The sequence below is a fragment of the Streptomyces sp. NPDC002176 genome (assembly GCF_044903645.1).
Lineage (GTDB): Bacteria > Actinomycetota > Actinomycetes > Streptomycetales > Streptomycetaceae > Streptomyces.
Map to the genome: position 1 here is coordinate 113231 of NZ_JBJDQW010000007.1, position 21053 is coordinate 134283.

The following is a 21053-nucleotide window of genomic DNA, read 5'->3' on the forward strand; positions in this document are numbered from 1 at the left end:
GGGGATTCGGGGGACATGAGGGGGGTGGAGAAAGGGGGGTACCGCGATGCCGCGGTACTGGTACTGCGGAGGGGGACTACGCGCGGACTACGCGGAGGTCGCGGCGGCGAACGCGGCCAGAGCCTCGGCCGCCCGCTCGGTGATCTCCTCGGGGGACCCGCTGACGTCGACGGCGACACCCGCCTCGTCGGCCTCCAGGGGCTGGAGCGTGGCGAACTGCGAGTCCAGCAGCGCGGTCGGCATGAAGTGGCCCTGCCGCTGGGACATCCGTCCCTCGATGAGTTCACGGCTGCCGGTCAGGTGCACGAACACCGCACCGGGGGCCTCGGCCCGCAGCCGGTCGCGGTACGACCGCTTCAGCGCGGAGCTGCTCACCACCCCGCCGAGCCCGGCCCGGCCGTGCGCCCAGCGCCCGATGGCATCGAGCCACGGCCACCGGTCGGCGTCCTCGAGCGGAGTCCCCGCCGACATCTTGTCGATGTTGGCCTGCGGATGGAAGTCGTCGCCCTCGGCGTACGGGACGCCCAGCCGGGCGGCGAGCAAAGGACCGATCGTGGTCTTGCCCGTCCCGGCGACGCCCATCACGACGACGACCTGGGGGGTGCGCATGACTGCCTCGCTGTCTTCTTCGACATCGACGCCGTACTCCGGCGTCGATGTACTGAAACCCATTAGGTACGACAAATTCAAGTGGCTGTGACATATAAGTCTGACTTTTTATGGCTGTGATCCAGGCCGTACGCTGAGTGCATGAGCACACCGGGCCGGGGGCTGCACGGCCGCGTACTGGACACCCTCGGCCCCGCGATCACGGCGGGCGAGTACCCGCCGGGCAGCGTGCTGCGCACCGACGAACTGGCCCAGCGCTTCGACGTGTCCCGCTCCGTCATGCGCGAGGCCGTCCGCGTACTGGAGTCCATGCACCTGGTCGCCTCCCGCCGCCGGGTCGGCGTCACGGTCCGCCCCAAGCACGAGTGGAACGTCTACGATCCGCAGGTCATCCGCTGGCGCCTCGCGGGCGCCGACCGCCCGCACCAATTGCGCTCGCTGACCGTGCTGCGCTCCGCGATCGAGCCCATCGCGGCCGGTCTCACCGCCCGCAACGCCACCGCCGAGCAGTGCGCCGAACTCACCGAGTGCGCCCTCGGCATGGTCGCCAACTCACGCGGCCACAAGCTGGATCAGTACCTGATCCACGACATCGCCTTCCACCGGATCATCCTCACGGCCTCCGGCAACGAGATGTTCGCCCGCCTCGGGGACGTCGTCGCCGAGGTCCTCGCGGGCCGCACCCAGCACGACGTGATGTTCGCCGACCCCGACCCGCCCGCCGTCACCCTGCACGTCCGGGTCGCCGAGGCGGTCCGCGCGGGCGACAGCGTCCGCGCGGAGGAACTGACCCGGGAGATCACGGTGGGCGCACTCCAGGAACTCGACATCCTGGTGCCGTAGGTTCTTCAGTCGGCGAGGAACTCCCCGTCGACGTACACCCAGGCCCCGTCCACCCGCTCGAACCGGCTCCGCTCATGCAGCGAACCCCCCTGGTACGAGGCCCGGAACGTCACGGTCCCGCCGGAGTGAAACGCGGACCCGCCCCCGGTCTCCAGGATCTCCAGCCCGGTCCACCGCATCCCCGGATCGAGCTCCAACTGCTCGGGCCGAGTCCGCGGATGCCAGGTCCGCACCAGATACTCCACATCGCCCACCACGAACGCGCTGTACCGCGACCGCATGAGCGCCTCAGCATTGGGCGCGGCAACGGCCCCCGAGTGGAACCGGCCGCAACAGTCGGCGTAGGAACTCGACAGCCCGCAAGGGCAGCTGGTGGGACGGGCGTTACGGGAGGTGCGACGGGCCATGCGAGCCATTGTGCCGGATGGCAGAGCTGGTCCGGTTAGCCGCTCTCGCAGCCCCGGAAAGCCGCGCGGGTCTCGTCAGAGAGGTGACTCGACAGGCGTCATGCGGGAGTTAGCTGTCGGCAGTGCGGCCGCTGTTCCACGGTCGGTTTCCGCGCCCAAGCTTCGATGCATCACCGTACTCCCCTTGGGCCCTTGCGGATAGTCACTTGCCACCTAATCCAACATGGTGGCTGGATGTCTGGCACGGCTTCACGAGGACTGCTCACTGCAACGCGCACAAGTGATGTAGTACCGTCCTACTCCCGGTTATCCCGGCGCAGGGAAACCTGTTCGATTTACTGTGGTGCGGAACCTCCCTGTCCGCCTCGGGGGCTGGGCGAGGTGAGGGGGCAACAGCTATGCAAGACGAGCATGACGGTACCGACGCGACGATGCCGGACGAGAGTCTGGTACGTCGCATCAAGGCTCTAGCCTGCACCGCTCCCCTTCAGGCCCTCGACTTCGTCAAGGGCAAGCTTGATTGGGATGCCACTGGTTACCACATGGCAGAGATGGGCCTCCATGTCATCGACCTGGTGACCATTGCCATGGACTTCGATTCGGGTGCGGACCCCGACAAGGTGGTTATGCAGGCGGCCCGGTTCGCTGCGGTCCAGCAGCCGGGGAGAAGTGAAGATGAGTATCGGCACGTCGCGGAATGGGTGCTGCACAAGCTGATCAATGTCGGAACAGTGGACCGTGGGTTCAGCTGGAAATTTGGCCGATTCGACGAAGAGCGTGAACGCTATGGACGATTCGATTTCGATTTCAAGCTGATCGTCGAACGGGCCGACCGTGGGCGCATCCGATTGCGGACTACGGACGAAGCCATCAACGTCCTCGTAGGTGCGCTCGATACGGATGTCGAGTCTGCTCAAGTCGCCGCCGAGCACAAGCTTCGCCATCTTATTGAGCATGGGCGGCTCGACGACGCGAAGGTGGCGGCCGAGCAAGCGCGACATCGCACCGTGCAGTACGGCGAATCATTGCGCCGCCAGTTGGAAGCGACGGAACGTGATGTGCGAACTGTCGACTGGGAGCACCAGATGCCCGGACTACTGAACGCCGCTCTGGATCACATTGAGCGACGGTACGAGATGGAAAACGCGATTCTTGACCATATCACCGAGCAACGCGACACCACTACCCATCCCCGGCACAAGCAGCGTGCAGCCGACTTGGTGTTGATCGTACGAGACTGCATCAGTCGTCACATGCAATTGCAGCAGCGACTTCAGACCGCCGGTGACCTCTTTCGTTCGGAGCAGGATCGTCAGCAGTTCTCTGAACCGCCTCGACGAGCCAGCATCGACATTTTTGGGCAACTATTGTCACCTGTCTTGATGTTGACGATCGGTGAGGCCCTGCCGGCGCTCACTGGCTACTTTCGGTGCGCCAATGTCCCTGATGTGCCCGACGCCGTCTGGCTGCCCTCCATCGTGTCACGGCTCTTCGCGTCGGCGCCGGAACCGGCCGTCCAAGGTGCCGAGGTGCCGGAGCCTGAACTCAAGGTGACAGATGACCCGGCAGCATTCAATGAAGCTCAATTTCATAAGGCCGAAGAATTGCTCGATCTGCGCGGTCAACCTGAGCCGCTCAGCTCTCTGCTGCACCGAGCCCGAGCGAGCGGACCCGAGGTTGCCCGGCTAGTCCTTCATCGCGCTGGTCAAGCATTCAGTCCTGCCGTCGGCGATGCAGTACGGGGGGCGGCGCCGCGGCTGTTGATCGCCGTACCCACCGGAGGAGCACTGGAAGACAGCGAGTTCGGCGGCGACGAACTACTGCTCTCAGCCGTACCGTTGGATTTGGCCGACACCCAGGATGCAGCGGTAGCCGAGGCTGCACCCGAATTTCCAGAACAGCGCGAAGGCCAGCAGGATACGCAACAGGAGCTCCCCGTAATATGACAAGTCGCAGCGCAACCGACGCAGAAGATGCAGCACGCCTCCTCGCCTTCGGTCTACGACCGCGTGTCACGCCGTCGCGGGATGACGACTACAAGGAGCTCGCTCTGCGCTACCGGAACGATACGGAATTCCGGTTTCTCACTGACCGTATCGGCAACGGTCTCGGACTGAGAGTGCTGGGTAGTGAGCGAGGCACTGATTCCATTGCTCTTGCTGCACTGGAGGGCTCGGTATTTGAGACAAAGCTCGATGATTACGCCAAAAGGGCCCGATATCGAGGGGAGCGTGGGGATACCGAACGGGTGCTGCACGGCATCATCCATCTCGCCGTCGCGGCGCTTGCCTTCCCCCGCCCACAGGATCTCGCGCAAGATGGATACATCGGACGTGTCGACGCTGGTTTGATCGATGCCACCGTCCGCGATGCCTGCCAGCTACTCAAAGAGAGAGTTGCCAAGAGCGAGGGGGGTATTGACACCCCCTCTGACACCCCGGAACTCGAAGCCGTATGGCACGCGTACACAAGGCGCCCGGAGACGTCCCGTACCAAGGATGACCGGGCAGCACCGAACTCGACCCGTGCCATGGTGGGACGTGCACTGAACTTCCTCACGGAGAGCGGCTTCCTGACGGCTGTCGGTGATCCCAAGGACGGTGCCTACCGGACGACCTCGCGCTACCAGCTGCAGGTACGGGAACTTGCCGCAACGCAAGCGTTCAATGAGCTCCTGAAACTCAACGTCGTCCCCATGACCGACGCTTCCGGCTCCTTGCGCTCCGGCGCGGCGACAGCACCGTCAACGCAGAACGGAGAGACAACGGATGTATGAGCTTTCCCGCGTACTGCTCCGGGCAGTTGGCCCCGAGGCAGCGCGCTATGAGGACGTGCTTCTGGACTTCGGTGACGCCGGCCGTACGGTACGGGGCCGTTCCGACACGCTTTTCGGAGAGGCCAACACGGTACAACGCCCGTCGCCAGCGAGCGTTTTGCAGCTTCAGAACGGCGGTGGTAAGTCCGTCCTGATCAAACTCATCTTCTCTGTAGTCCTGCCAGGAGTGCGCCAGACCGTCGGTACCAGCAACACTCGCACTCTCGACAGCTTCGTATTGGAAGGCGATGTGTCACACATCGTCCTGGAGTGGGTACATGCCAGAAGCGGCCGAAGGCTCATCACGGGCAAGGTATCCGCTTGGCGTAACGGTCGGCCCTCCGCTGACCACAGTCAACTCACACAGCGCTGGTATCACTTCCGCCCGACGGACAACAACAGCTTGCGGAACCTGCCAATCGTCAGCGAGGGTCGCTACCGGCCGTTGACGGAGTTCTGTGACCTGATGCATCAGGCGTCCGATGCAGATCCGGCGATGGAGTATGCCGTCTTCCGTCGTCAAGGGCAGTGGACTGACCGGCTCACCGACCTCGGTCTAGACCCTGTGCTGTTTCAGTACCAACGGGCTATGAACGCCGATGAGGGGGACGCCGCCGACGCCTTCTCGTTCAGTAACGACAGCGCTTTCGTCAACTTCTTGCTGCGGGTTGTCGTCCCCCCGAAACCTCCCGAGGACCTAGCGGCCCTGGTCAATACCTACGCGGACAAGTTGTCAGTCCGTTCCGATCTGGAGCGAGAGAGGGAGTTCGTCAACGGCTGTCTCGTTTCGCTGGAACCGCTTGCTCTGGCCCGTGACGAGTGGCTCAGAGCGGCAGCTGAGCGTGACGAGGCGGGAGCTCGCTTGAACGATGTGCTTCGGCGAATCCGCGTCAGAGCGGCCAGGGAGTTGGAAAGCGCGACGGTTCACAAGTCTGAAGGGGACCAGCTCCGCGACGACCTTCGTCGCGAGGACGAGCGACACGAAAATCTGACCGGCATCGTCACCGAGTTGCGCAGGATCGTCTCTCACATGCGCTTGACTGAGGCCGAAGCCGAGGAGCAGCACCAGCGAGAAGTACTGCAAGGGGCGGAGCTGGCTAAAAGCGCCTGGCTGGCCACACCTGCGGTGCTCAGCCATCAGGATGCCGCCACCGAGGATCGTCGACTTGCAGAAACCATCGCGGCCACGCATGAAGCGGCCCGCCCAGCTCTTGCCGCCCGCGACGTGGCTGCTCGCCATCTCGCCAGTGCACTCACGACCCTACGTGAGCAGGCCCGTCGTGACGCGGTGACCAAGGAGGACTCTGCCAAAGAACAGGACGTGTGGGCTGGACAGGCGCAGGCCGAGCACAACACGGCTGTCGCCACCTCGGCGGCCCATGACGCCGACGCGAACCACCGGCGCCAGGAAATCGACGCCATCACCCATGAAATCCGTACTGCCGTTCGCGACGGTCACCTGCCGGATGGTCTTTCCGTCGGGCAAGCGACAGACCAAGCACGCCGGGCGCTCGTGGTATCGAAGGCCCGGACGACTGAGTTGGAAGACCTCCTCAGCCAGGCGGAGGAAGACCACGAGAACGCTGTGAAGGAGCAGCTGCTCTATCAGGCTGAAGCGACAAAAGCCAACGAGGCGCTACGCGTAGCAACGCAAGAGCACGACAAGGCACGCAAACGCACTGACACGCTGGCTGCTGACCCCGGTTTCGCCGGATTGCTCGGTCCGGAGGCGGTGGATCTGGAAGCAGATACCGAGGCCCTGCTTACCAGGCTCGCTGAAGCACACCAGGAAGCGGACAGCGCACGTGCCGAGATCCTCCTGCTGATGGCAGGAGATGAACGGGCCCGGAGCGCACTGGAGACTACGGAACTGCTTCCGCCCTCTGTTGAAGCCGTTCAAGCGTGCAAGGCTCTGGAGAACGCGGGGATCCAAGCTTGGACGGGCTGGGAGTACCTGGCAGCGATCAGCGACGTTGAACGCAGGGAGTCCCTCGTCAGCCAGGCTCCGGGCCTTGCGACAGGCATCATCCTCAACCGTTCCGACCACTTTGATACCGCCCGTCGCATTCTGGCGGCCAGTGAATTGTGGCCACAGAGTCACATTGCGGTAGGGACCAGGGCGCACCTCACTTCTCCGCCACTGGACACGGACGAGAGCCCGTTCGCGGTTCCGGTCCACCCGGCGTTGTACGACGAACGGGCGGCCGACGCCGAACGCTCCCGACTGGTGCACCGACACGAACTTCATCAACATCGACTGGCAGAGACCACTGGCCGGTTGAACGCCGCCTCCCGGCTCACCTCCCGGCTCGCGCAATGGCGTGAGGACTGCCCACCGGGTCACCTTGAGTACCTGCGGACCCAGGTCGGAGAACATCAGTCGGCAGCAGAAGCCGCTGCGGATCGCCTAGCCACCATGTCGGCATCGTGCGAACGACTCAACGCCGAACGCGTCGCAATAAAGACGGCGCTTCCCCCTCAGCGGGCTCGCCAGGAACGGCACGCTGAGGCGGAGCGGTTTCTTGAACGCCTCTCGGTTCGTGAGTCACTGCTCCCAGGACTCCACGAGGCGGAAGCCGCCGCGCGGCAGGCAGCGCTGACCGATCGGGAAGTGGCCGTGAAAGCCGCCACTCGGAATCAGGCGCATCGCGACGAGGCCGCAGCGCTTCGCCGTGCTGCCGATGTTCTGAAGAACACCGCCGAACGGCTGGCGCTGGAGGTCGCGGAGCTACCGCCACTCGACTCGATGCCCGCTGTCGGCTCGGTCACCTCCGAGCTCCCGCTGCCTGTCCTGCGCCGCGCCTACAACGAGGCAGCTGACGAGTACCTACGGGTAGCCGTCGGCGAAGACCTCAAGGCCAAAGCCGCACTGGCCCGGGATCGGCTCAAGGTGGCGGAGAAAGAGGTCGAGGACCTCACGTCCGATGTCCGTGAACTCGCCAAAACTCTGCTGGCCGGCCCGGATGGCGCGGACAGTGCCTCGCGGGCCCTTGCCCGCGAGGCGGCGCATCGCGCGGTGGATGTCTGTAAGAAGCGGCTCAGCGACTTGAGTGTCGTCACCCTGGCCCGCAGGGCGGACGCAAACGCCTTCACCGCCCCAACGGAGCCGGTGGTCCTGGCGCCCTACCGGCAGCCGACTCACCTCAGTGAGGCCATGCACCTGATCACTGAAGCGGAAAGAGACCAACAGACCTCACGACGGGTGCTACAGGAACTGCGGCACCACCTCGAGCGAGCCGAACGGGTCTACGAGAGCATCCGTCGCAGCAGCGACGCCTTTCAAGATCTGACCCGCGTTCTCGGTCCCGGCACCGGCCCGGAACCGATCTTGGGAGAACCCGGTTTCGAGGGTGATCCAGGAGCAGCGCGTCTACGCCACGAAGCAGTGCACTCCACGCACGAACAGGCGAAAGACGCCGCGGAAAAGGCCCGGCGGAAGGAACGGACAGAGGCCGACAGACTGGCTGGCCACGCCGCTGATCACCGCTACGCTCACCTGGAGCTGCCCAGCAAGAGCATCATTCTCGCAACCCCGCGCGCTGACTTGCCCGCCATGGCGGGCAAGTGGGAGACGGCACTGCGGCAGCGGTTGTCCTCGCTCGACATCGACCTCAACTCGATCGACCGCCACCGTCGATCGATCGTGAGGCAGCTGGCGCAGCAGGTGGAGGAAGCTCTGAAGACGCTGCGTCGCGCCGAGCGTCTTTCGCGGCTTCCAGACGGACTGGGCGACTGGTCGGGTGAGACGTTTTTGCAGATCTCCTTCAAGGCCCCGAAGGGTGACGCACTCACCGATCGGCTCGCAGCCGTCGTTGACGAGGCATCCGCTGAGATCGTGGCGGGTCGTGCTCTGCAGCGAGACGGGACGTCGTTCCTCTTGCGCGGTGTGGCGGCCGCGGCGGGCACCAGGGGCTTCAAGGTCCGCATCTTGAAGCCGGAGGCGGTGCTGCGCAAGACGCGCGTCCCGGTGTCTCAGCTCAAGGACGTGTTCTCGGGAGGTCAGGTACTCACGACAGCCATTGTTCTGTACTGCACCATGGCGGCTCTGCGTGCTAACGAACGGGGACGATCGTCGCACCGGCACTCGGGCGTTCTCTTCCTCGACAACCCGATCGGGCGGGCCTCTGCGACGTACCTGCTCCGTCTTCAACAGGCCGTGGCAGGTGCCCTTGGCGTCCAACTGATCTTCACTACGGGTCTGGAGGATCTGACCGTCCTGGAGAACTTTCCTCTGGTCGTTCGTCTGCGTAACGAGGCAGACCTGCGTGCACATCGCCAGTACTTGAGAGTGCACGAGACCATGAGCGGGCTACTGGATGAATCGCTCTCAGGTCACGACGGGAACGAGGAGAAATCCTATTCGGCCATTTCGGCAGCCCGCTATTATCGGCTACCCTCTCAGGGGAGCGAGCCCCGCCATGCCTGATAGTGGTCACCTCTCGACACGCGACCAGGATTTCGTCACCGCTTTGAGATCTCGCGCAGGACATGGGAAAAGTAAGACGGCGAAGAGTCACAAGCTCGGTATCGGCGCGGTCAAGGAGCTGTACCGGTCGGTGTATCAGCCGCGCGGGGAGCAGGAGTATGAGCCGAAGGCGCTTCTGAACTGCCTGAACCGGCTGAAGGGCCACGGTCTCCTGCGATTGGTCGGGCGCGACGACGGCGAAAGAGTCGCGCTTCCCCTCGCCATCTTGATCTATCGGCAGCAGGAACCTGAGGAAGCGCCGTTGCCTCTGCCTCCACTCGTCGAGACGCTCAGCTGGCTCGCCGATCGATGGTCTCGATTGAGACCCCGTCATCAGGCGGTGTACACGGCGGTAAACGAGTGGATGCTCAACCATCCGGAACCGCACCCTGCACCGCTGTGCGAACGAGCCTTGGAGATATTCGGTAAGCCGAAGTTCACGCGCTGGTTTCCGGAACCCGAGAAGGCTTTCCGGAGCTTCTCCTTCGGCCCCTATTTCTCTGACCGGGAGGAACTCAGGAAGTTGCTGAACGTTCGCGACTCTCAGCCGCCACTTCTCACCGAGAGGTACTTCGGTGGATCCGAGGAATCCGGTTATGCGTCCATGGACTCCGGTAACATTTTGATGGTAGTGGAGAATCATACGACATGCTGGTCCATGGCTGAAGCGCTTGAAGGCATCGATCATGGCCTCAAGCACCTCGCATGGGGAATCGGAAAATCTTTTGTCCGATCAGTTGCCAGCATTCTTCCCAAGCATGAGGTAGATGTTATTCGCTATTTCGGAGACGTCGACGCGAGCGGTCTGGCCATTCCCATCGGCGCCAACGCCAGAGCAGAAGAGAGTAAGCTGCCCGAGGTCCAGCCCGCCGAAAATCTGTACGACGCCCTCTTCTCTCTCGGGACGCCCTCGCCGGGGAAGGAGAAGCCACTCAGTGCTACTCAGGCTGAGGAACTCGCGGCGTGGCTGCCAGACCAGCACCGTGGGCGGGCGATCGAGCTGCTGATGAGCGGGGAGCGCCTGGCCCAGGAGTGGGTCGGTCTGCGGCACCTGAGTACCACGCAAGTATGGCATCGCGACGTGCAATGACCCACAACCTACGAGGTGCTGGCTCGTTGTCAGACACAGCTGTCACCTCCGAACACGGCGAGAGCAGACCCGCTGGGGAACTGGCGGCGGTCGAGGAGAGCGCGTGAACAGATCGGTGCCGCCGGAGCGCCTCACCGACTTCGTCGGCCGGGATCATCTGCTGGAAGAGGCAATTCCGCAGAGCCTGCGGTCCGCCGACGGGCTGTGCCCGGTGGTCTTGCGCAGCGTGCTTGGCTCAGGGGCCACGGCAGCCGCTGTTGAGTATCTGCACCGGACCTACCCGCGTCACTACGTCGCCGCTGAGTGGATCGACTTCGGCGGCAGTGACGAGGTCGGACACCTTGTTGCTGTGGCTCAAGCCCAGGAGCGGTTCCAGGAGATGGGCGGCCCCGCTCTTCTCGTGCTGGACGGCGTAGCGAGTCCAGAGCAGTTGTCTGGGCTTTTGCCCGCTGCGGGCACCCACATCCTGATCACTTGTTCCGCAGATGTCGAGCCGTGGAGGGGCGTCGGGTCTGTGCTGACTATCTCGGCGCTGACGGAACACGATGCCGTACGTCTGCTGGGCCGGTATGAGCCGGGGCTGTCGAAACGAGAAGCCGAGCAGCTCGCCGCTCGGCTTGACCACTCGCCGGAAGCACTGGCGTACGTAGGCCAGTCACTGTCGCGTAAGTTGTCAGCAAGACAAGTGCTGGAGATGTCCCACGCGGAGCTTTTGAGGTTGCTACGGAGCGGCGAATTCTGCTCCCCTGTCGACCGGATCAGAGCCGCAGTGGTAGCGCTGCACCCCGAATGGCAATTCGCTCAAGACCTGTTACTTGCCCTTTCACTGATCGGTTCTCCAGTTTTTCCGACTCGCTGCCTCGGTCGAGTCGTGCACATGGTTCCAGGTCAGATGTCGAGCAACGCCCACCTTCCGGTTGCACTCTTCGTGGAAGCGCTTGAGGTTTTGGCTCGACGTGGCTTGCTTCGCTTCGGCGACGCCGGGACGGTCGAGCTTCTCAATCTCCCGCGTCTCGTCTCGCTTCTGATCGCCGACTCTCCAGCACGTACTCGCGCTGACCGTCTTTTCGAATCCCTTGTGATTGCTTTCGAAGCCGAAGATCAAGAGCCGGTCCACAGCTTCGCAGCCGACCTGGCGGCGCGGCACATGTTGGCGCTTGGACCCAGCCGGATCGTCACAGTCGAAGGTCGCTGGGCGATGACCGACCTGATCAGAGTCCACCTGAGAAATCACCACTACGACACTGCCATCGAACGACTGAAGCACTTCCGTGCCACATGGGGAGCAGGCTGCGGAGAATCATGGGAAGCGCAGGTCGATCGGCACTTGGCTCAGGCGTACGAGGGAGTCGGTGACATTCGCAAAGCCTTCGAGTGCGCTGTACGGGCGGTGACTGCGGAGACAGGCCGGCGAGGACCCCATGATCGCCGTACGCTGTCCGACAGTTTCGTGGCGACCCGTCTTTTCGGCATGCTTGATCCCGCAGCGGCTCGCCTCATGGCGGAAGGCCTTGAACGTCAGCAAGCGGCGTGGCTGGGCGAACATGATCGGGAAACTTTGCGTACTGGCAGCCTCCTCGCCCGGCTCGAGCTCCGCTGTCGGCTCCCGGGGGCTGCCGCTGAGCGCGCCAGGCAGGTCTGGCGGGCTCAGTGCAGCGCGATGGGAGAGCTTGACCCCGAGACTCTGGAGACCAGGCATTTGCTTGGCGAGGCATTGGAGGCCACAGGCTATGCAGCCCGTGAGGCCCTCATCTGCTACCGCGACGCGAGAAGGCTGCGCAGCAGAGCTCTCGGAAAGGGCCATCCGGCCACGGTCGCATCGAGGGACGCTTACTTGCGCGTGAGGAGAAGCCTCGCTCCCGATTCCGACTGACTCATGCCGTTTCCGGCTGGCGCGCGCAGGAGGCGTCGTTGCAGTCGCGGGGCGTAAACAAGCCGGGATAAGACAAGCCCGAGCTGTCTTGGCCGCGGGCAGCCCTCGTTGTCTTCCGGCGGTCCGGCTCACGGACGAAGGCGACTGGCGCAGCTGTCGGTCACTTGAAACGGAAAATGAAAGGACCCCTGGTGGCCAGGGGTCCTTCGCTGGTGTCCGAGGGGGGACTTGAACCCCCACGCCCGATAAAGGGCACTAGCACCTCAAGCTAGCGCGTCTGCCATTCCGCCACCCGGACAAGGTGTCTGTCGTGCGGGGTGTTCCCCGCGGCGACGAAGGAAACATTACCAGGCTTTCGGGGGTGTCCGATCACCCCCCGGTCCCGGTCCCCGCTGTGTGAACGCCCTGTGGCGGGGTGGACGCGAACGGGTCGGGCAGGGGGAGGATGGGGGTGACCCACCAGCAGTGACAGCGGGAGGAAGCAGCGTGACTGAGACGGACACGGCCAAGGGCGTCACCGGTGAGAACGAGGTCGTGGACCTCTGCCGCGAGCTGATCCGGTTCGACACCAGCAACTACGGCGACCACTCCGGCCCCGGCGAGCGCGCCGCCGCCGAGTACGTCGCCGGGAAGCTCGCCGAGGTCGGGCTCGAGCCGAAGATCTTCGAGTCGCATCCGGGGCGCGCGTCCACCGTCGCCCGCATCGAGGGCGAGGACCCGTCCCGGCCGGCCCTGCTGATCCACGGCCACCTCGACGTCGTACCGGCCAACGCGGACGACTGGACCCACGACCCCTTCGCCGGTGAGGTCGCCGACGGGTGCGTGTGGGGGCGCGGGGCCGTCGACATGAAGGACATGGACGCGATGACGCTGGCCGTCGTGCGCGACCGGCTGCGCAGCGGGCGCAAGCCGCCGCGCGACATCGTCGTCGCCTTCCTCGCCGACGAGGAGGCGGGCGGCACCTACGGCGCCCGGTACCTGGTCGACAACCACCCCGAGCTGTTCGAGGGCGTCACCGAGGCCATCAGCGAGGTCGGCGGCTTCTCCTTCACGGTGAACGAGCAGCGCAGGCTCTATCTGATCCAGACGGCCGAGAAGGGCATGCACTGGATGAAGCTGAGCGTGGCCGGTACCGCCGGGCACGGCTCGATGATCCACCGCGACAACGCCATCACCGAGCTGTCCGAGGCGGTCGCCCGCGTCGGCCGCCACAAGTTCCCGGTACGGGTCACCAAGACCACCCGCGCCTTCCTGGACGAACTCGGCGACGCGCTCGGCACCGAACTCGACCCCGAGGACATGGAGTCGACGCTCGCCAAGCTCGGCGGCATCGCCAAGCTCATCGGCGCCACCCTCAGCAACACCGCCAACCCCACCCAGCTGAACGCCGGTTACAAGGTCAACGTCATCCCCGGCGAGGCCACCGCGCACATCGACGGCCGCTTCCTGCCGGGCCACGAGGAGGAGTTCCTCACCGACCTCGACCGGCTGCTCGGCCCGAACGTCCGCCGCTCGGACGTCCACGCGGACAAGGCCGTCGAGACCAGCTTCGACGGAGCCCTCGTGGAGGCCATGCAGTCCGCGCTGCTGGCCGAGGACCCGATCGCGCGCGCTGTGCCGTACATGCTCTCCGGCGGTACGGACGCCAAGTCGTTCGACGACCTCGGCATCCGCGGCTTCGGCTTCGCGCCGCTCAAGCTGCCGCCGGAGCTGGACTTCGCCGGGATGTTCCACGGCGTGGACGAGCGGGTCCCGGTGGACGGGCTCCAGTTCGGCGTGCGGGTGCTCGACCGGTTCATCGACGCCTCCTGACGCCCCCGGCCAGGGGTAATCAGGCAGGCGTACGAGATCGACTGAGAAGAGTGAATGCGCCGATAAGCTCGTAGCCCGATTACTTCCTCCTCGTTACCCGTGATGTGACCCCGCACCTTGGGGCCGTGTTTCCAACTAGGAGGAATAATGATCAAGAAGGTCGTCGCTGCCGCGGTTGCCACCGGTGGACTCGTTCTCGCGGGCGCGGGCATGGCCGCCGCCGACGCGGGTGCCAACGGTGCGGCCGTCGGTTCGCCCGGTGTCCTGTCCGGCAACGTCGTCCAGGTGCCGGTGCACGTTCCGGTGAACGTCTGCGGCAACACGGTCAACGTGATCGGGCTCCTGAACCCCGCCTTCGGCAACACCTGCGTCAACGACTGACGTCAGCTGTTCGAGGGGCGTTTTCAGCGAACCGTCGGCCCCGGAGCGCGCGTCATGCGCTCCGGGGCCGACCGGTTTTCGCGACCAGTCGAAGCAGGAAATCCCAGGGGGGATCAGCACATGCGACAGGGCACCCGTAAGGGCCTGATGACCATGGCGGCCGCGACCGGAGTGATCGCCGCCGCCAGTGGATACGCACACGCCGACTCGGGCGCGGCAGGCTCCGCCGCCCGCTCGCCCGGCGTACTGTCCGGCAACACCGTGCAGGCCCCGGTCCACGTACCGGTGAACGCCTGCGGCAACACCGTCGACGTCGTCGGACTGCTCAACCCGTCCGTGGGCAACGCCTGCGGCAACGGCGCGGGGGGCGGCCCCGGGGGCGCTCCAGGGGGCGCGCACGCCGGTGGACGCACCACCGACTCACCGGGCGTCGGCTCCGGCAACACCGTCCAGGCCCCGGTCGACATCCCGCTCAACCTGTGCGGCAACAGCGTCGATGTCATCGGCGTGGGGAATCCGGCGGGGGGCAACCAGTGCGGGAACGGCGGCCAGGGCCGCGACCAGCACAATCCGCCGGGGACGCCTGGTAACCCGGGCCAGCCCGGGAATCCGGGGATGCCTGGGAATCCGGGGACGCCTGGAATTCCTGGTTACCCCGGTGTGCCTGGGCATCCCGGTCACGGCGGGGACTCGTGCCCGCCCGGACACCACGGGCACCACCCCGGTCACCCTGGAAACCCCGGCCAGCCCGGGAATCCGGGCACCCCCGGAGGTCCGGGCACCCCTGGGAACCCCGGTACTCCGGGCAACCCCGGTCAGCCGGGCAACCCCAGCGCTCCCGGCACCCCGACCCAGCCGGGCAACCCCGGCACCCCGGCCCAGCCCCACACCCCGACCGCACCCAGCACCCCCACCACCCCCTCCACCGGCGGTGGCCGCCCGCAGGGGGCCGCTCAGGTGGGCCACCAGGGGTCCGGCGGCCACGCCGCAGGCGGCCAGCTCGCCCACACCGGTGGTGACCTGCCGCTGGGCCTCGCCCTGTCGGCCGGCGCGGGCGCGGTCCTCGCGGGCGCGGTGCTGTACCGCAAGGCCCGGAACGCGGCCTGATCCCAGGGGTGACCCGAAAGACGGAGCGGGCCCCTGCCGTGTCCCGGCGGGGCCCGCTCCGATCAGTCTGTCCGCTCGCCCGTCCTCACCACGTGGCACGCACCTGGCGGATGATCCGTCGGCGCAACCGCACCCTGCGGCTGCCATCGCGCATCAGGCTCAGTCGGTCCAACTCCCAGTGTCCGTACTCGGCATGGTCCGTGAGGAGACGCGTCGCCTCGTTGCGGGACACCCCGCGCGGGACGTACACGTCGACAAATTCGTATTCCGGCATCGCATCTATTGTGCGGGCTGGTGCCCGGTACGGATAGCGTCTGCACTATGTCTGATGCTGCGCAGCCCACCGCTGCCGAGGTACGCGCCGCCGCCGAGGCGGTCAAGACCGCGCTCGACCGCCACCTGGCGGCCGTCGAACGCAGGACGGGTGACGACGACCCGGCCGTCCACGAGGCGTTCAATCAGCTTGCGGCGGCCGGCGAGGTGTACGACGAGCTGCTCTACGACCGCTACGACGAGGTCACCCCCTTCGAGATCCCCGGCGCCGACGACTCGCTGCCGCCGTACGCGGGCCCCGAGGACCCCCATGCCGTCAGCGTCCTGATCCGCCGCGACTACACCGTGGCGGAACCCCAGCGGCTGCTGGCCCAGGCCCAGCGGGTGGAGGCCGCGGAGTTCGAGGACACCCTCACCGACGACGACACCGCGAGCACCGTCCCCGGCGCGCTCGGCATCCTGTTCGGCGAGTTCGAGCCGGACGAGATCGCGTCCCGGCACCGTGAGTTCGGTCTCGCGGAGGGCGACTCCACGCTCTGGGTCAGCGCGGCGGAGGAGGCGGCCGAGCCCGGCGAATGGCTGGAGGCCCCCTTCGAGGAGGCCGACCCGCAGCAGGTGATCTGCCGCTTCGACGTCAGCGCGGTCTTCGACCGGGACGACAGCGACGATCCCGACGAGCCTGCCGAGTCGCACCAGACCCTGGACGTGTCGGCCGACGACGATCTGGAGCCGCTCGACCGCGACCGGTGAGCGAACGACGGTGCCCGTACCGGAGTGTTCCGGTACGGGCACCGCCGTGTTTCCGGGCTCAGCCCGCCGGAGGGAGCTGCACCCGCAGCAGGGTCCGCAGCCGGGTCGTACGCGGCTTGGCCACGCGCTCCGCCACCGCCTGCGGCAGCGCCTGCTCCACCCCGTGCACCACGGACAGGTGCCGCTCCGCCCGGCCGAACGCGGTGTACACCCACGGCCTGGTCAGCACGCCCGCCGCGTCACCCGGCAGCACCACCACGGCGGCGGCCCAGCGGCCGCCCACCGCCTGGTGCGCGGTCAGCGCCCAGCCGTGCCGCACCCGGCTCTCCACCAGTTCCCTGGGCACCACCACGGGCACGCCCGCGCACTCCAGCCGCAGCCCCTCCGCGTCGGCCCCCACCACGCGGCCCGGCACCGAACGGCCCGGCGCGGGGGAGTGCACGATCCGGTCGCCGGGATCGAAGCCGCCGAACCGGCCGGGGCCGGGGTTCAGCCGCTCCTTCAGGACCGTGTTGAGCGCACGGGTGCCCGCGGCGCCCCCGTGCCCCGGAGTGATCACCACCGTCTCCTCCGGCGGGACCCCGAACGCGCGCGGCACCGAGTCCGCCACCAGCTGCGCCGTACGGTGCACCGCCTCGCCCGCGTCCCGCACCGGGACGATCACGATCTCCTTGCCGGGCGCCTCGACCTGGTTCAGCTCACCCACCCCGATGCCCGAGACCAGCTCGCCGAGCGGGCCGGGATCGGGCACGCGGGAGGCGACCTGCGGGCAGGCGGGCACGGCGAGCAGGTCGGCGAAGACCCGGCCGGGACCGGCCGACCACAGCACCGCCGGGTCACCGCTGAGGACGAGGCGGGCCCCGTCCGGCAGCGACTCGGCCACCATCGCGGCGCCCTCCACGTCCAGCTGGGGCGCGTCCAGCACGATCAGCAGGTCGAGGGCCAGCGCGCCCTCCGCGTCCCGGCCGGGGCCCGACGCGCCGGACAGCAGGCCCGCGACCGTGCCCACCGCGCCCGTGCCGGGTTCCTCGCCCAGCTGCGCGGCGAAGCGGCGGGCGCCGTCGGGGGTGTGGCAGACCGCGAACGCGCGCAGGCCCGCCGTGCGGGCGGCGCCGAGCAGCGCGGCGGGTTCGGCGCGCGCCGCCTCGCCGCCGGTGTGCAGCACCAGGCCGTGCCCGGCGACCTGGCGGGCCAGGTCGGCCGCGCCCCTGGACAGCGCGGCCACGGCCGCCTCCCAGGGCTCCTCGGTCTCCTTGGGCACCGAGTTGACCAGCCGGGCCAGCGCGTCCGCGAGGCTCTCCTCGGCGAGCGCGTACCGCTCCAGACCGGCCAGGACGCGGACCGGCACCTCCGCTGCCTCGTCGTCGCCATCCGTCGCTCGGGGCGCGGGCTGGGCTCCGGGCTCCTCCAGGGCGTCCTGGAAGACCAGCGCGTCACCCTCGGCGAGCGCGCTCTGCACGGCCTCGTCCGGGTCCGGCACCGCCCGCTTCCCGAGGGCCTCGATGAGCGCCGGGAGGTCCAGCGCGGTGTGCCCGGCCAGCGCGGCCTGCTCCAGCAGCCACACCGTCAGCGCGCGCCCGCGCCGCTCGTCGTCCGGACGGCACTCCGCGCCCAGCAGGGCCCGCGCGAAACCGTCGGCCTGCTCCGGCCGCACACCCGCGACCCGCAGCAGTTGCCAGGGGTCGGCGCGCAGCGTGTCCTCCGCGTCGTCACCCAGCGCGGCGGCCACCTGGGGTGCCAGCGTCTCCGGCGCACCGCCCTCGATGAGCACCGCGCGTACGGCGCCCACGGCCTCCGCGTCCGGCGCGGGCGCCGCCCGCACGGGCTGCGGACGCCGCTCGGGCTCGGGCGCGGGGCGCCGCGGCGCCGGAGCGGGCTCCACGAACGCGGGCGCGACCGGCTTCTCCCCGCTCTCCACCGCCCGCACGGCGGCCAACAGATCGGCCGCCGTCCCGCTCAGCTTCCCCCCACTCGCCACAGGCCCCTGCCGCTCCGCCCTACGCCGAGCAATCCGCTCCCGCTCAACCCGCTGAGCAGCCAACTCCGCCTCGGCCTCGGAGGGCGCGACGGCGCCTTCGGCTGACGGCGACTGGTCCGACGCACCGGCGCTGTCCCCGTCCCCGGTCGTCCTGCCGTCGGCGTCCGCGTCGGCTCCGCCGTCCTCGGCCTCGGCCGCCGCGTCCGAGCCTTCGGCGGCTGACGCACCTGCGCCGTCCCGGCCGCCGTCGGCTGCCCCGGCCGTCGGGTCATCGGGCTCTACTCCGCCTGTGGGCACGTCAGCCCTGCCGTCCCCGCCCTCGGCGGCCTTGGCGGACGGTGCCCGGTCGGCGTCGGCCCCGGTCTGGACTTCCGCCGCTCCGCCGGAGGCGCTCCCCTCCGAGTCGCCGGCAGGCGTCTGCTCCGTGGTCACAGGGTGCTCCAGTCGTGATCGGGGTAGCGGTGCACGGGGGCCGACACATCGTCCAGCGCCCGGCAGATCTCGTCAGGAAGACTAAGCGCCTCCACCGACAACGCCGCCGCGAGCTGGCGCGCGTTACGGGCGCCCACGACGGGGGCGGTCACCCCGGGCCGGTCCCGGACCCAGGCCAGCGCCACCTGGAGCGGGGTGACGGCGAGCCCGTCGGCGGCCGTGGTCACCGCGTCCACGATCCGGCTCGCGGTGTCGTCGAGGTACGGCTCGACGAAGGGCGCCATGTGCTCGGAGGCGCCGCGCGAGTCGGACGGCACGCCACCCCGGTACTTCCCCGTCAGCACCCCCCGCCCCAGCGGCGAGGAGGGCAGCAGACCGACCCCGAGGTCCAGCGCGGCGGGCAGCACCTCGCGCTCGGCGCCCCGCTGGAGCAGGGAGTACTCCAGCTGCGTCCCGGCCAGCCGGGTGCGGGTGCCCGGCGCGGCCAGCTGCCAGGTGGCCGCCTTGGCCAGCTGCCAGCCGCAGAAGTTGGACACCCCCGCGTACCGGGCGCGCCCGGTGCTCACGGCCAGGTCCAGCGCCTGGAGCGTCTCCTCCAGCGGGGTGTCGGGGTCGTGGCAGTGGATGTGCCACAGGTCGACATGGTCGGTCCCCAGCCGCTCCAGGGATGCGTCGAGAGCGGCGAGCAGATGCCCACGGGAACCGTCGGCCGGGCGCTCGGGGTCGGGCACGCTGCCCGCCTTGGTGGAGATCACCAGGTCCTCGCGGGGCACCAGGGAGTCCGTCAACTGCCCGAGCAGGTACTCGGCCGCCCCGTCGCCGTACACGTCCGCGGTGTCGACCAGGGTGCCGCCCGCTTCCCAGAACGCCTTCAGCATGTCCGCGGCGTCGTGCTCCTCGGTGTCCCGGCCCCAGGTGAGGGTGCCGAGTCCGATCCGGGACACGCGCAGGCCGGTACGGCCGAGATGCCTCTGCTCCATGTGCGCGAGATTACTGGCCAGAGCTGCTGCCGTGGGTTGCCTGTGGACAACGGAACCGGCCACGAGACACGGCCACGAGACCCACGGGAACAGCGCAGGCGGGGTGGGCCGCGCGGGAAAGGGTCGCTAAGGTCGGCCGCAGATACGTTACTTGCGAGTAAGGGGATCGGTCATGCAGCTCGGGATCAACCTCGGCTACTGGGGCGCCGGGATGGACGGGGACAACCTCGCGGTGGCACAGGAGGCCGACCGCCTCGGTTACAGCGTCTGCTGGGCCGCCGAGGCGTACGGCTCCGACGCGGCCACGGTGCTCAGCTGGGTCGCCGCGCAGACGGAGCGCATCGACGTCGGCTCGGCGATCTTCCAGATCCCGGCCCGCCAGCCCGCCATGACGGCGATGACCGCCGCGACGCTCGACTCCCTCTCCGGCGGCCGCTTCCGCCTCGGCCTCGGCGTCTCCGGACCGCAGGTCTCGGAGGGCTGGTACGGCGTCAAGTTCGACAAGCCGCTCGCCCGCACCCGCGAGTACGTGGAGATCGTCCGCAAGGCGATGACCCGCGACCGCCTGTCGTACGAGGGCGAGCACTGGACGCTGCCGCTGCCCGGCGGCCCCGGCAAGCCGCTCAAGCTGACCGTGCACCCGCAGCGCGAGCACATCCCGCTGTACATCGCCGCGATCGGCCCGAAGAACCTGGAGCAGACCGGCGAGATCGCCGACGGCGCCCTGCTGATCTTTCCCTCCGCCGAGCACCTGGAGGACACCGCGGTCGCCCACCTGCGCGCGGGCCGGGAGAAGGCGGGCAAGACCCTCGAGGGCTTCGACATCTGCCCCACCGTGCCGCTCGCGCTCGGCGAGGACGCGGACGTGGCCCGGCTCGCCGACACCTTCCGCCCCTACACCGCGCTCTACGTGGGCGGCATGGGCAGCCGCAAGCAGAACTTCTACAACGCGCTCGCCCAGCGCATGGGGTACGAGAAGGAGGCCGCCGAGATCCAGGACAAGTACCTCGCCGGTGACAAGGACGGCGCCGCGGCCGCCATCCCGCACGACCTCATCGACAAGACGACCCTGCTCGGCTCCGTCGACCGCATCGCCGACCGGATGAAGGCGTACGCGGCGGCCGGGGTCACCACCCTCACGCTCGCCCCGGCCGGTTTCACGCTGGAGGAGCGGATCGCCGCCCTGCGCGGCGGCGCCGAAGCCCTGGAGCGCGCCGGTCTCGCCTGACGGGAGCCCA

General features: G+C 67.8%; 16 protein-coding genes and 1 tRNA gene. 11 read left to right on the forward strand and 6 right to left on the reverse strand.

Going from position 1 to position 21053, the window contains the following annotated elements; all coding sequences use genetic code 11:
- Positions 1 to 87 precede the first annotated feature (87 nt).
- Positions 88 to 609, reverse strand: a complete 522-nt coding sequence (locus ACI2LY_RS28540; protein WP_389004796.1) for a gluconokinase — start codon at positions 607 to 609, stop codon at positions 88 to 90.
- Between the two features lie 141 nt (positions 610 to 750).
- Between ACI2LY_RS28540 and ACI2LY_RS28545 the strand changes: the two genes are divergently transcribed.
- Positions 751 to 1452 carry a FadR/GntR family transcriptional regulator gene (locus ACI2LY_RS28545; protein WP_389004795.1) on the forward strand — a complete coding sequence of 234 codons (702 nt, stop codon included), beginning with the start codon at positions 751 to 753 and terminating at the stop codon, positions 1450 to 1452.
- A 5-nt stretch (positions 1453 to 1457) separates the two neighbouring features.
- Here the strand turns inward: ACI2LY_RS28545 and ACI2LY_RS28550 are convergent, their stop codons facing one another.
- Positions 1458 to 1859: a YchJ family protein gene (locus ACI2LY_RS28550; RefSeq protein ID WP_404709652.1), complete on the reverse strand. Its 402-nt coding sequence runs from the start codon at positions 1857 to 1859 to the stop codon at positions 1458 to 1460.
- Positions 1860 to 2257: 398 nt separating this feature from the next.
- Here ACI2LY_RS28550 and ACI2LY_RS28555 point away from each other — a divergent pair, with 398 nt between their 5' ends.
- The 5 genes from ACI2LY_RS28555 to ACI2LY_RS28575 all read left to right on the forward strand — a co-directional run bounded on the left by ACI2LY_RS28555 (position 2258) and on the right by ACI2LY_RS28575 (position 12102).
- Positions 2258 to 3805, forward strand: a complete 1548-nt coding sequence (locus tag ACI2LY_RS28555; protein WP_404709653.1) for a hypothetical protein — start codon at positions 2258 to 2260, stop codon at positions 3803 to 3805.
- Positions 3802 to 4635 (forward strand): hypothetical protein, encoded by an 834-nt coding sequence (locus ACI2LY_RS28560; protein ID WP_404709654.1) that lies wholly within the window; start codon positions 3802 to 3804, stop codon positions 4633 to 4635. The genes ACI2LY_RS28555 and ACI2LY_RS28560 overlap by 4 nt, the downstream gene beginning before the upstream one ends.
- Positions 4628 to 9100 carry a hypothetical protein gene (locus ACI2LY_RS28565; RefSeq protein ID WP_404709655.1) on the forward strand — a complete coding sequence of 1491 codons (4473 nt, stop codon included), beginning with the start codon at positions 4628 to 4630 and terminating at the stop codon, positions 9098 to 9100. Before ACI2LY_RS28560 ends, ACI2LY_RS28565 begins: the two co-directional genes overlap by 8 nt.
- Complete coding sequence (locus tag ACI2LY_RS28570) at positions 9093 to 10229, forward strand: hypothetical protein (RefSeq protein WP_404709656.1); 1137 nt, start codon at positions 9093 to 9095, stop codon at positions 10227 to 10229. Before ACI2LY_RS28565 ends, ACI2LY_RS28570 begins: the two co-directional genes overlap by 8 nt.
- Positions 10230 to 10332: 103 nt before the next feature.
- Positions 10333 to 12102 (forward strand): hypothetical protein, encoded by a 1770-nt coding sequence (locus ACI2LY_RS28575; RefSeq protein ID WP_404709657.1) that lies wholly within the window; start codon positions 10333 to 10335, stop codon positions 12100 to 12102.
- 210 nt (positions 12103 to 12312) lie between these two features.
- On the opposite strand, the gene ACI2LY_RS28580 is transcribed toward ACI2LY_RS28575, so the two are convergent.
- A tRNA-Leu gene (locus ACI2LY_RS28580) sits at positions 12313 to 12400 on the reverse strand.
- 188 nt (positions 12401 to 12588) lie between these two features.
- On the opposite strand from ACI2LY_RS28580, the gene ACI2LY_RS28585 reads away from it, so the two are divergent.
- The 3 genes from ACI2LY_RS28585 (at position 12589) to ACI2LY_RS28595 (ending at position 15402) form a co-directional block, all read left to right on the forward strand.
- Positions 12589 to 13914: a M20/M25/M40 family metallo-hydrolase gene (locus ACI2LY_RS28585; RefSeq protein ID WP_404709658.1), complete on the forward strand. Its 1326-nt coding sequence runs from the start codon at positions 12589 to 12591 to the stop codon at positions 13912 to 13914.
- 147 nt (positions 13915 to 14061) lie between these two features.
- Positions 14062 to 14295 (forward strand): chaplin ChpH, encoded by a 234-nt coding sequence (gene chpH, locus ACI2LY_RS28590; protein ID WP_361657870.1) that lies wholly within the window; start codon positions 14062 to 14064, stop codon positions 14293 to 14295.
- 120 nt (positions 14296 to 14415) lie between these two features.
- The gene (locus tag ACI2LY_RS28595) at positions 14416 to 15402 is read left to right on the forward strand and encodes a chaplin (RefSeq protein ID WP_404709659.1); all 987 of its coding nucleotides are present in this window, start codon (positions 14416 to 14418) and stop codon (positions 15400 to 15402) included.
- Between the two features lie 85 nt (positions 15403 to 15487).
- Here the strand turns inward: ACI2LY_RS28595 and ACI2LY_RS28600 are convergent, their stop codons facing one another.
- Positions 15488 to 15676: a DUF5703 family protein gene (locus ACI2LY_RS28600; RefSeq protein ID WP_093505037.1), complete on the reverse strand. Its 189-nt coding sequence runs from the start codon at positions 15674 to 15676 to the stop codon at positions 15488 to 15490.
- A 47-nt stretch (positions 15677 to 15723) separates the two neighbouring features.
- On the opposite strand from ACI2LY_RS28600, the gene ACI2LY_RS28605 reads away from it, so the two are divergent.
- A complete protein-coding gene (locus ACI2LY_RS28605) occupies positions 15724 to 16425 on the forward strand; it encodes a hypothetical protein (protein WP_404709660.1) in 702 nt (233 codons plus the stop codon).
- 58 nt (positions 16426 to 16483) lie between these two features.
- Here the strand turns inward: ACI2LY_RS28605 and ACI2LY_RS28610 are convergent, their stop codons facing one another.
- Together ACI2LY_RS28610 and ACI2LY_RS28615 are read right to left on the reverse strand one after the other, a co-directional pair.
- On the reverse strand, positions 16484 to 18835 hold the full coding sequence (locus tag ACI2LY_RS28610) for a helix-hairpin-helix domain-containing protein (RefSeq protein ID WP_404709661.1): 2352 nt from the start codon (positions 18833 to 18835) through the stop codon (positions 16484 to 16486).
- Entirely contained in the window at positions 18832 to 19815 is a 984-nt protein-coding gene (locus ACI2LY_RS28615) for an aldo/keto reductase (protein ID WP_393915780.1), read from the reverse strand. Before ACI2LY_RS28615 ends, ACI2LY_RS28610 begins: the two co-directional genes overlap by 4 nt.
- Before the next feature lie 172 nt (positions 19816 to 19987).
- On the opposite strand from ACI2LY_RS28615, the gene ACI2LY_RS28620 reads away from it, so the two are divergent.
- Positions 19988 to 21043 (forward strand): LLM class F420-dependent oxidoreductase, encoded by a 1056-nt coding sequence (locus ACI2LY_RS28620; RefSeq protein WP_404709662.1) that lies wholly within the window; start codon positions 19988 to 19990, stop codon positions 21041 to 21043.
- Positions 21044 to 21053: the final 10 nt, after the last annotated feature.

What these genes read in the sequence shown, in the direction of transcription:
- ACI2LY_RS28565 (WP_404709655.1), top strand. Translation starts at nt 4,628, where the DNA reads ATGTATGAGCTTTCCCGCGTACTGCTCCGGGCAGTTGGCCCCGAGGCA.
- ACI2LY_RS28570 (WP_404709656.1), top strand. Translation starts at nt 9,093, where the DNA reads ATGCCTGATAGTGGTCACCTCTCGACACGCGACCAGGATTTCGTCACC.
- ACI2LY_RS28550 (WP_404709652.1), bottom strand. Translation starts at nt 1,859, where the DNA reads ATGGCCCGTCGCACCTCCCGTAACGCCCGTCCCACCAGCTGCCCTTGC.
- ACI2LY_RS28605 (WP_404709660.1), top strand. Translation starts at nt 15,724, where the DNA reads ATGTCTGATGCTGCGCAGCCCACCGCTGCCGAGGTACGCGCCGCCGCC.
- ACI2LY_RS28615 (WP_393915780.1), bottom strand. Translation starts at nt 19,815, where the DNA reads ATGGAGCAGAGGCATCTCGGCCGTACCGGCCTGCGCGTGTCCCGGATC.
- ACI2LY_RS28560 (WP_404709654.1), top strand. Translation starts at nt 3,802, where the DNA reads ATGACAAGTCGCAGCGCAACCGACGCAGAAGATGCAGCACGCCTCCTC.
- ACI2LY_RS28545 (WP_389004795.1), top strand. Translation starts at nt 751, where the DNA reads ATGAGCACACCGGGCCGGGGGCTGCACGGCCGCGTACTGGACACCCTC.
- chpH (WP_361657870.1), top strand. Translation starts at nt 14,062, where the DNA reads ATGATCAAGAAGGTCGTCGCTGCCGCGGTTGCCACCGGTGGACTCGTT.
- ACI2LY_RS28555 (WP_404709653.1), top strand. Translation starts at nt 2,258, where the DNA reads ATGCAAGACGAGCATGACGGTACCGACGCGACGATGCCGGACGAGAGT.
- ACI2LY_RS28600 (WP_093505037.1), bottom strand. Translation starts at nt 15,676, where the DNA reads ATGCCGGAATACGAATTTGTCGACGTGTACGTCCCGCGCGGGGTGTCC.
- ACI2LY_RS28540 (WP_389004796.1), bottom strand. Translation starts at nt 609, where the DNA reads ATGCGCACCCCCCAGGTCGTCGTCGTGATGGGCGTCGCCGGGACGGGC.
- ACI2LY_RS28595 (WP_404709659.1), top strand. Translation starts at nt 14,416, where the DNA reads ATGCGACAGGGCACCCGTAAGGGCCTGATGACCATGGCGGCCGCGACC.
- ACI2LY_RS28620 (WP_404709662.1), top strand. Translation starts at nt 19,988, where the DNA reads ATGCAGCTCGGGATCAACCTCGGCTACTGGGGCGCCGGGATGGACGGG.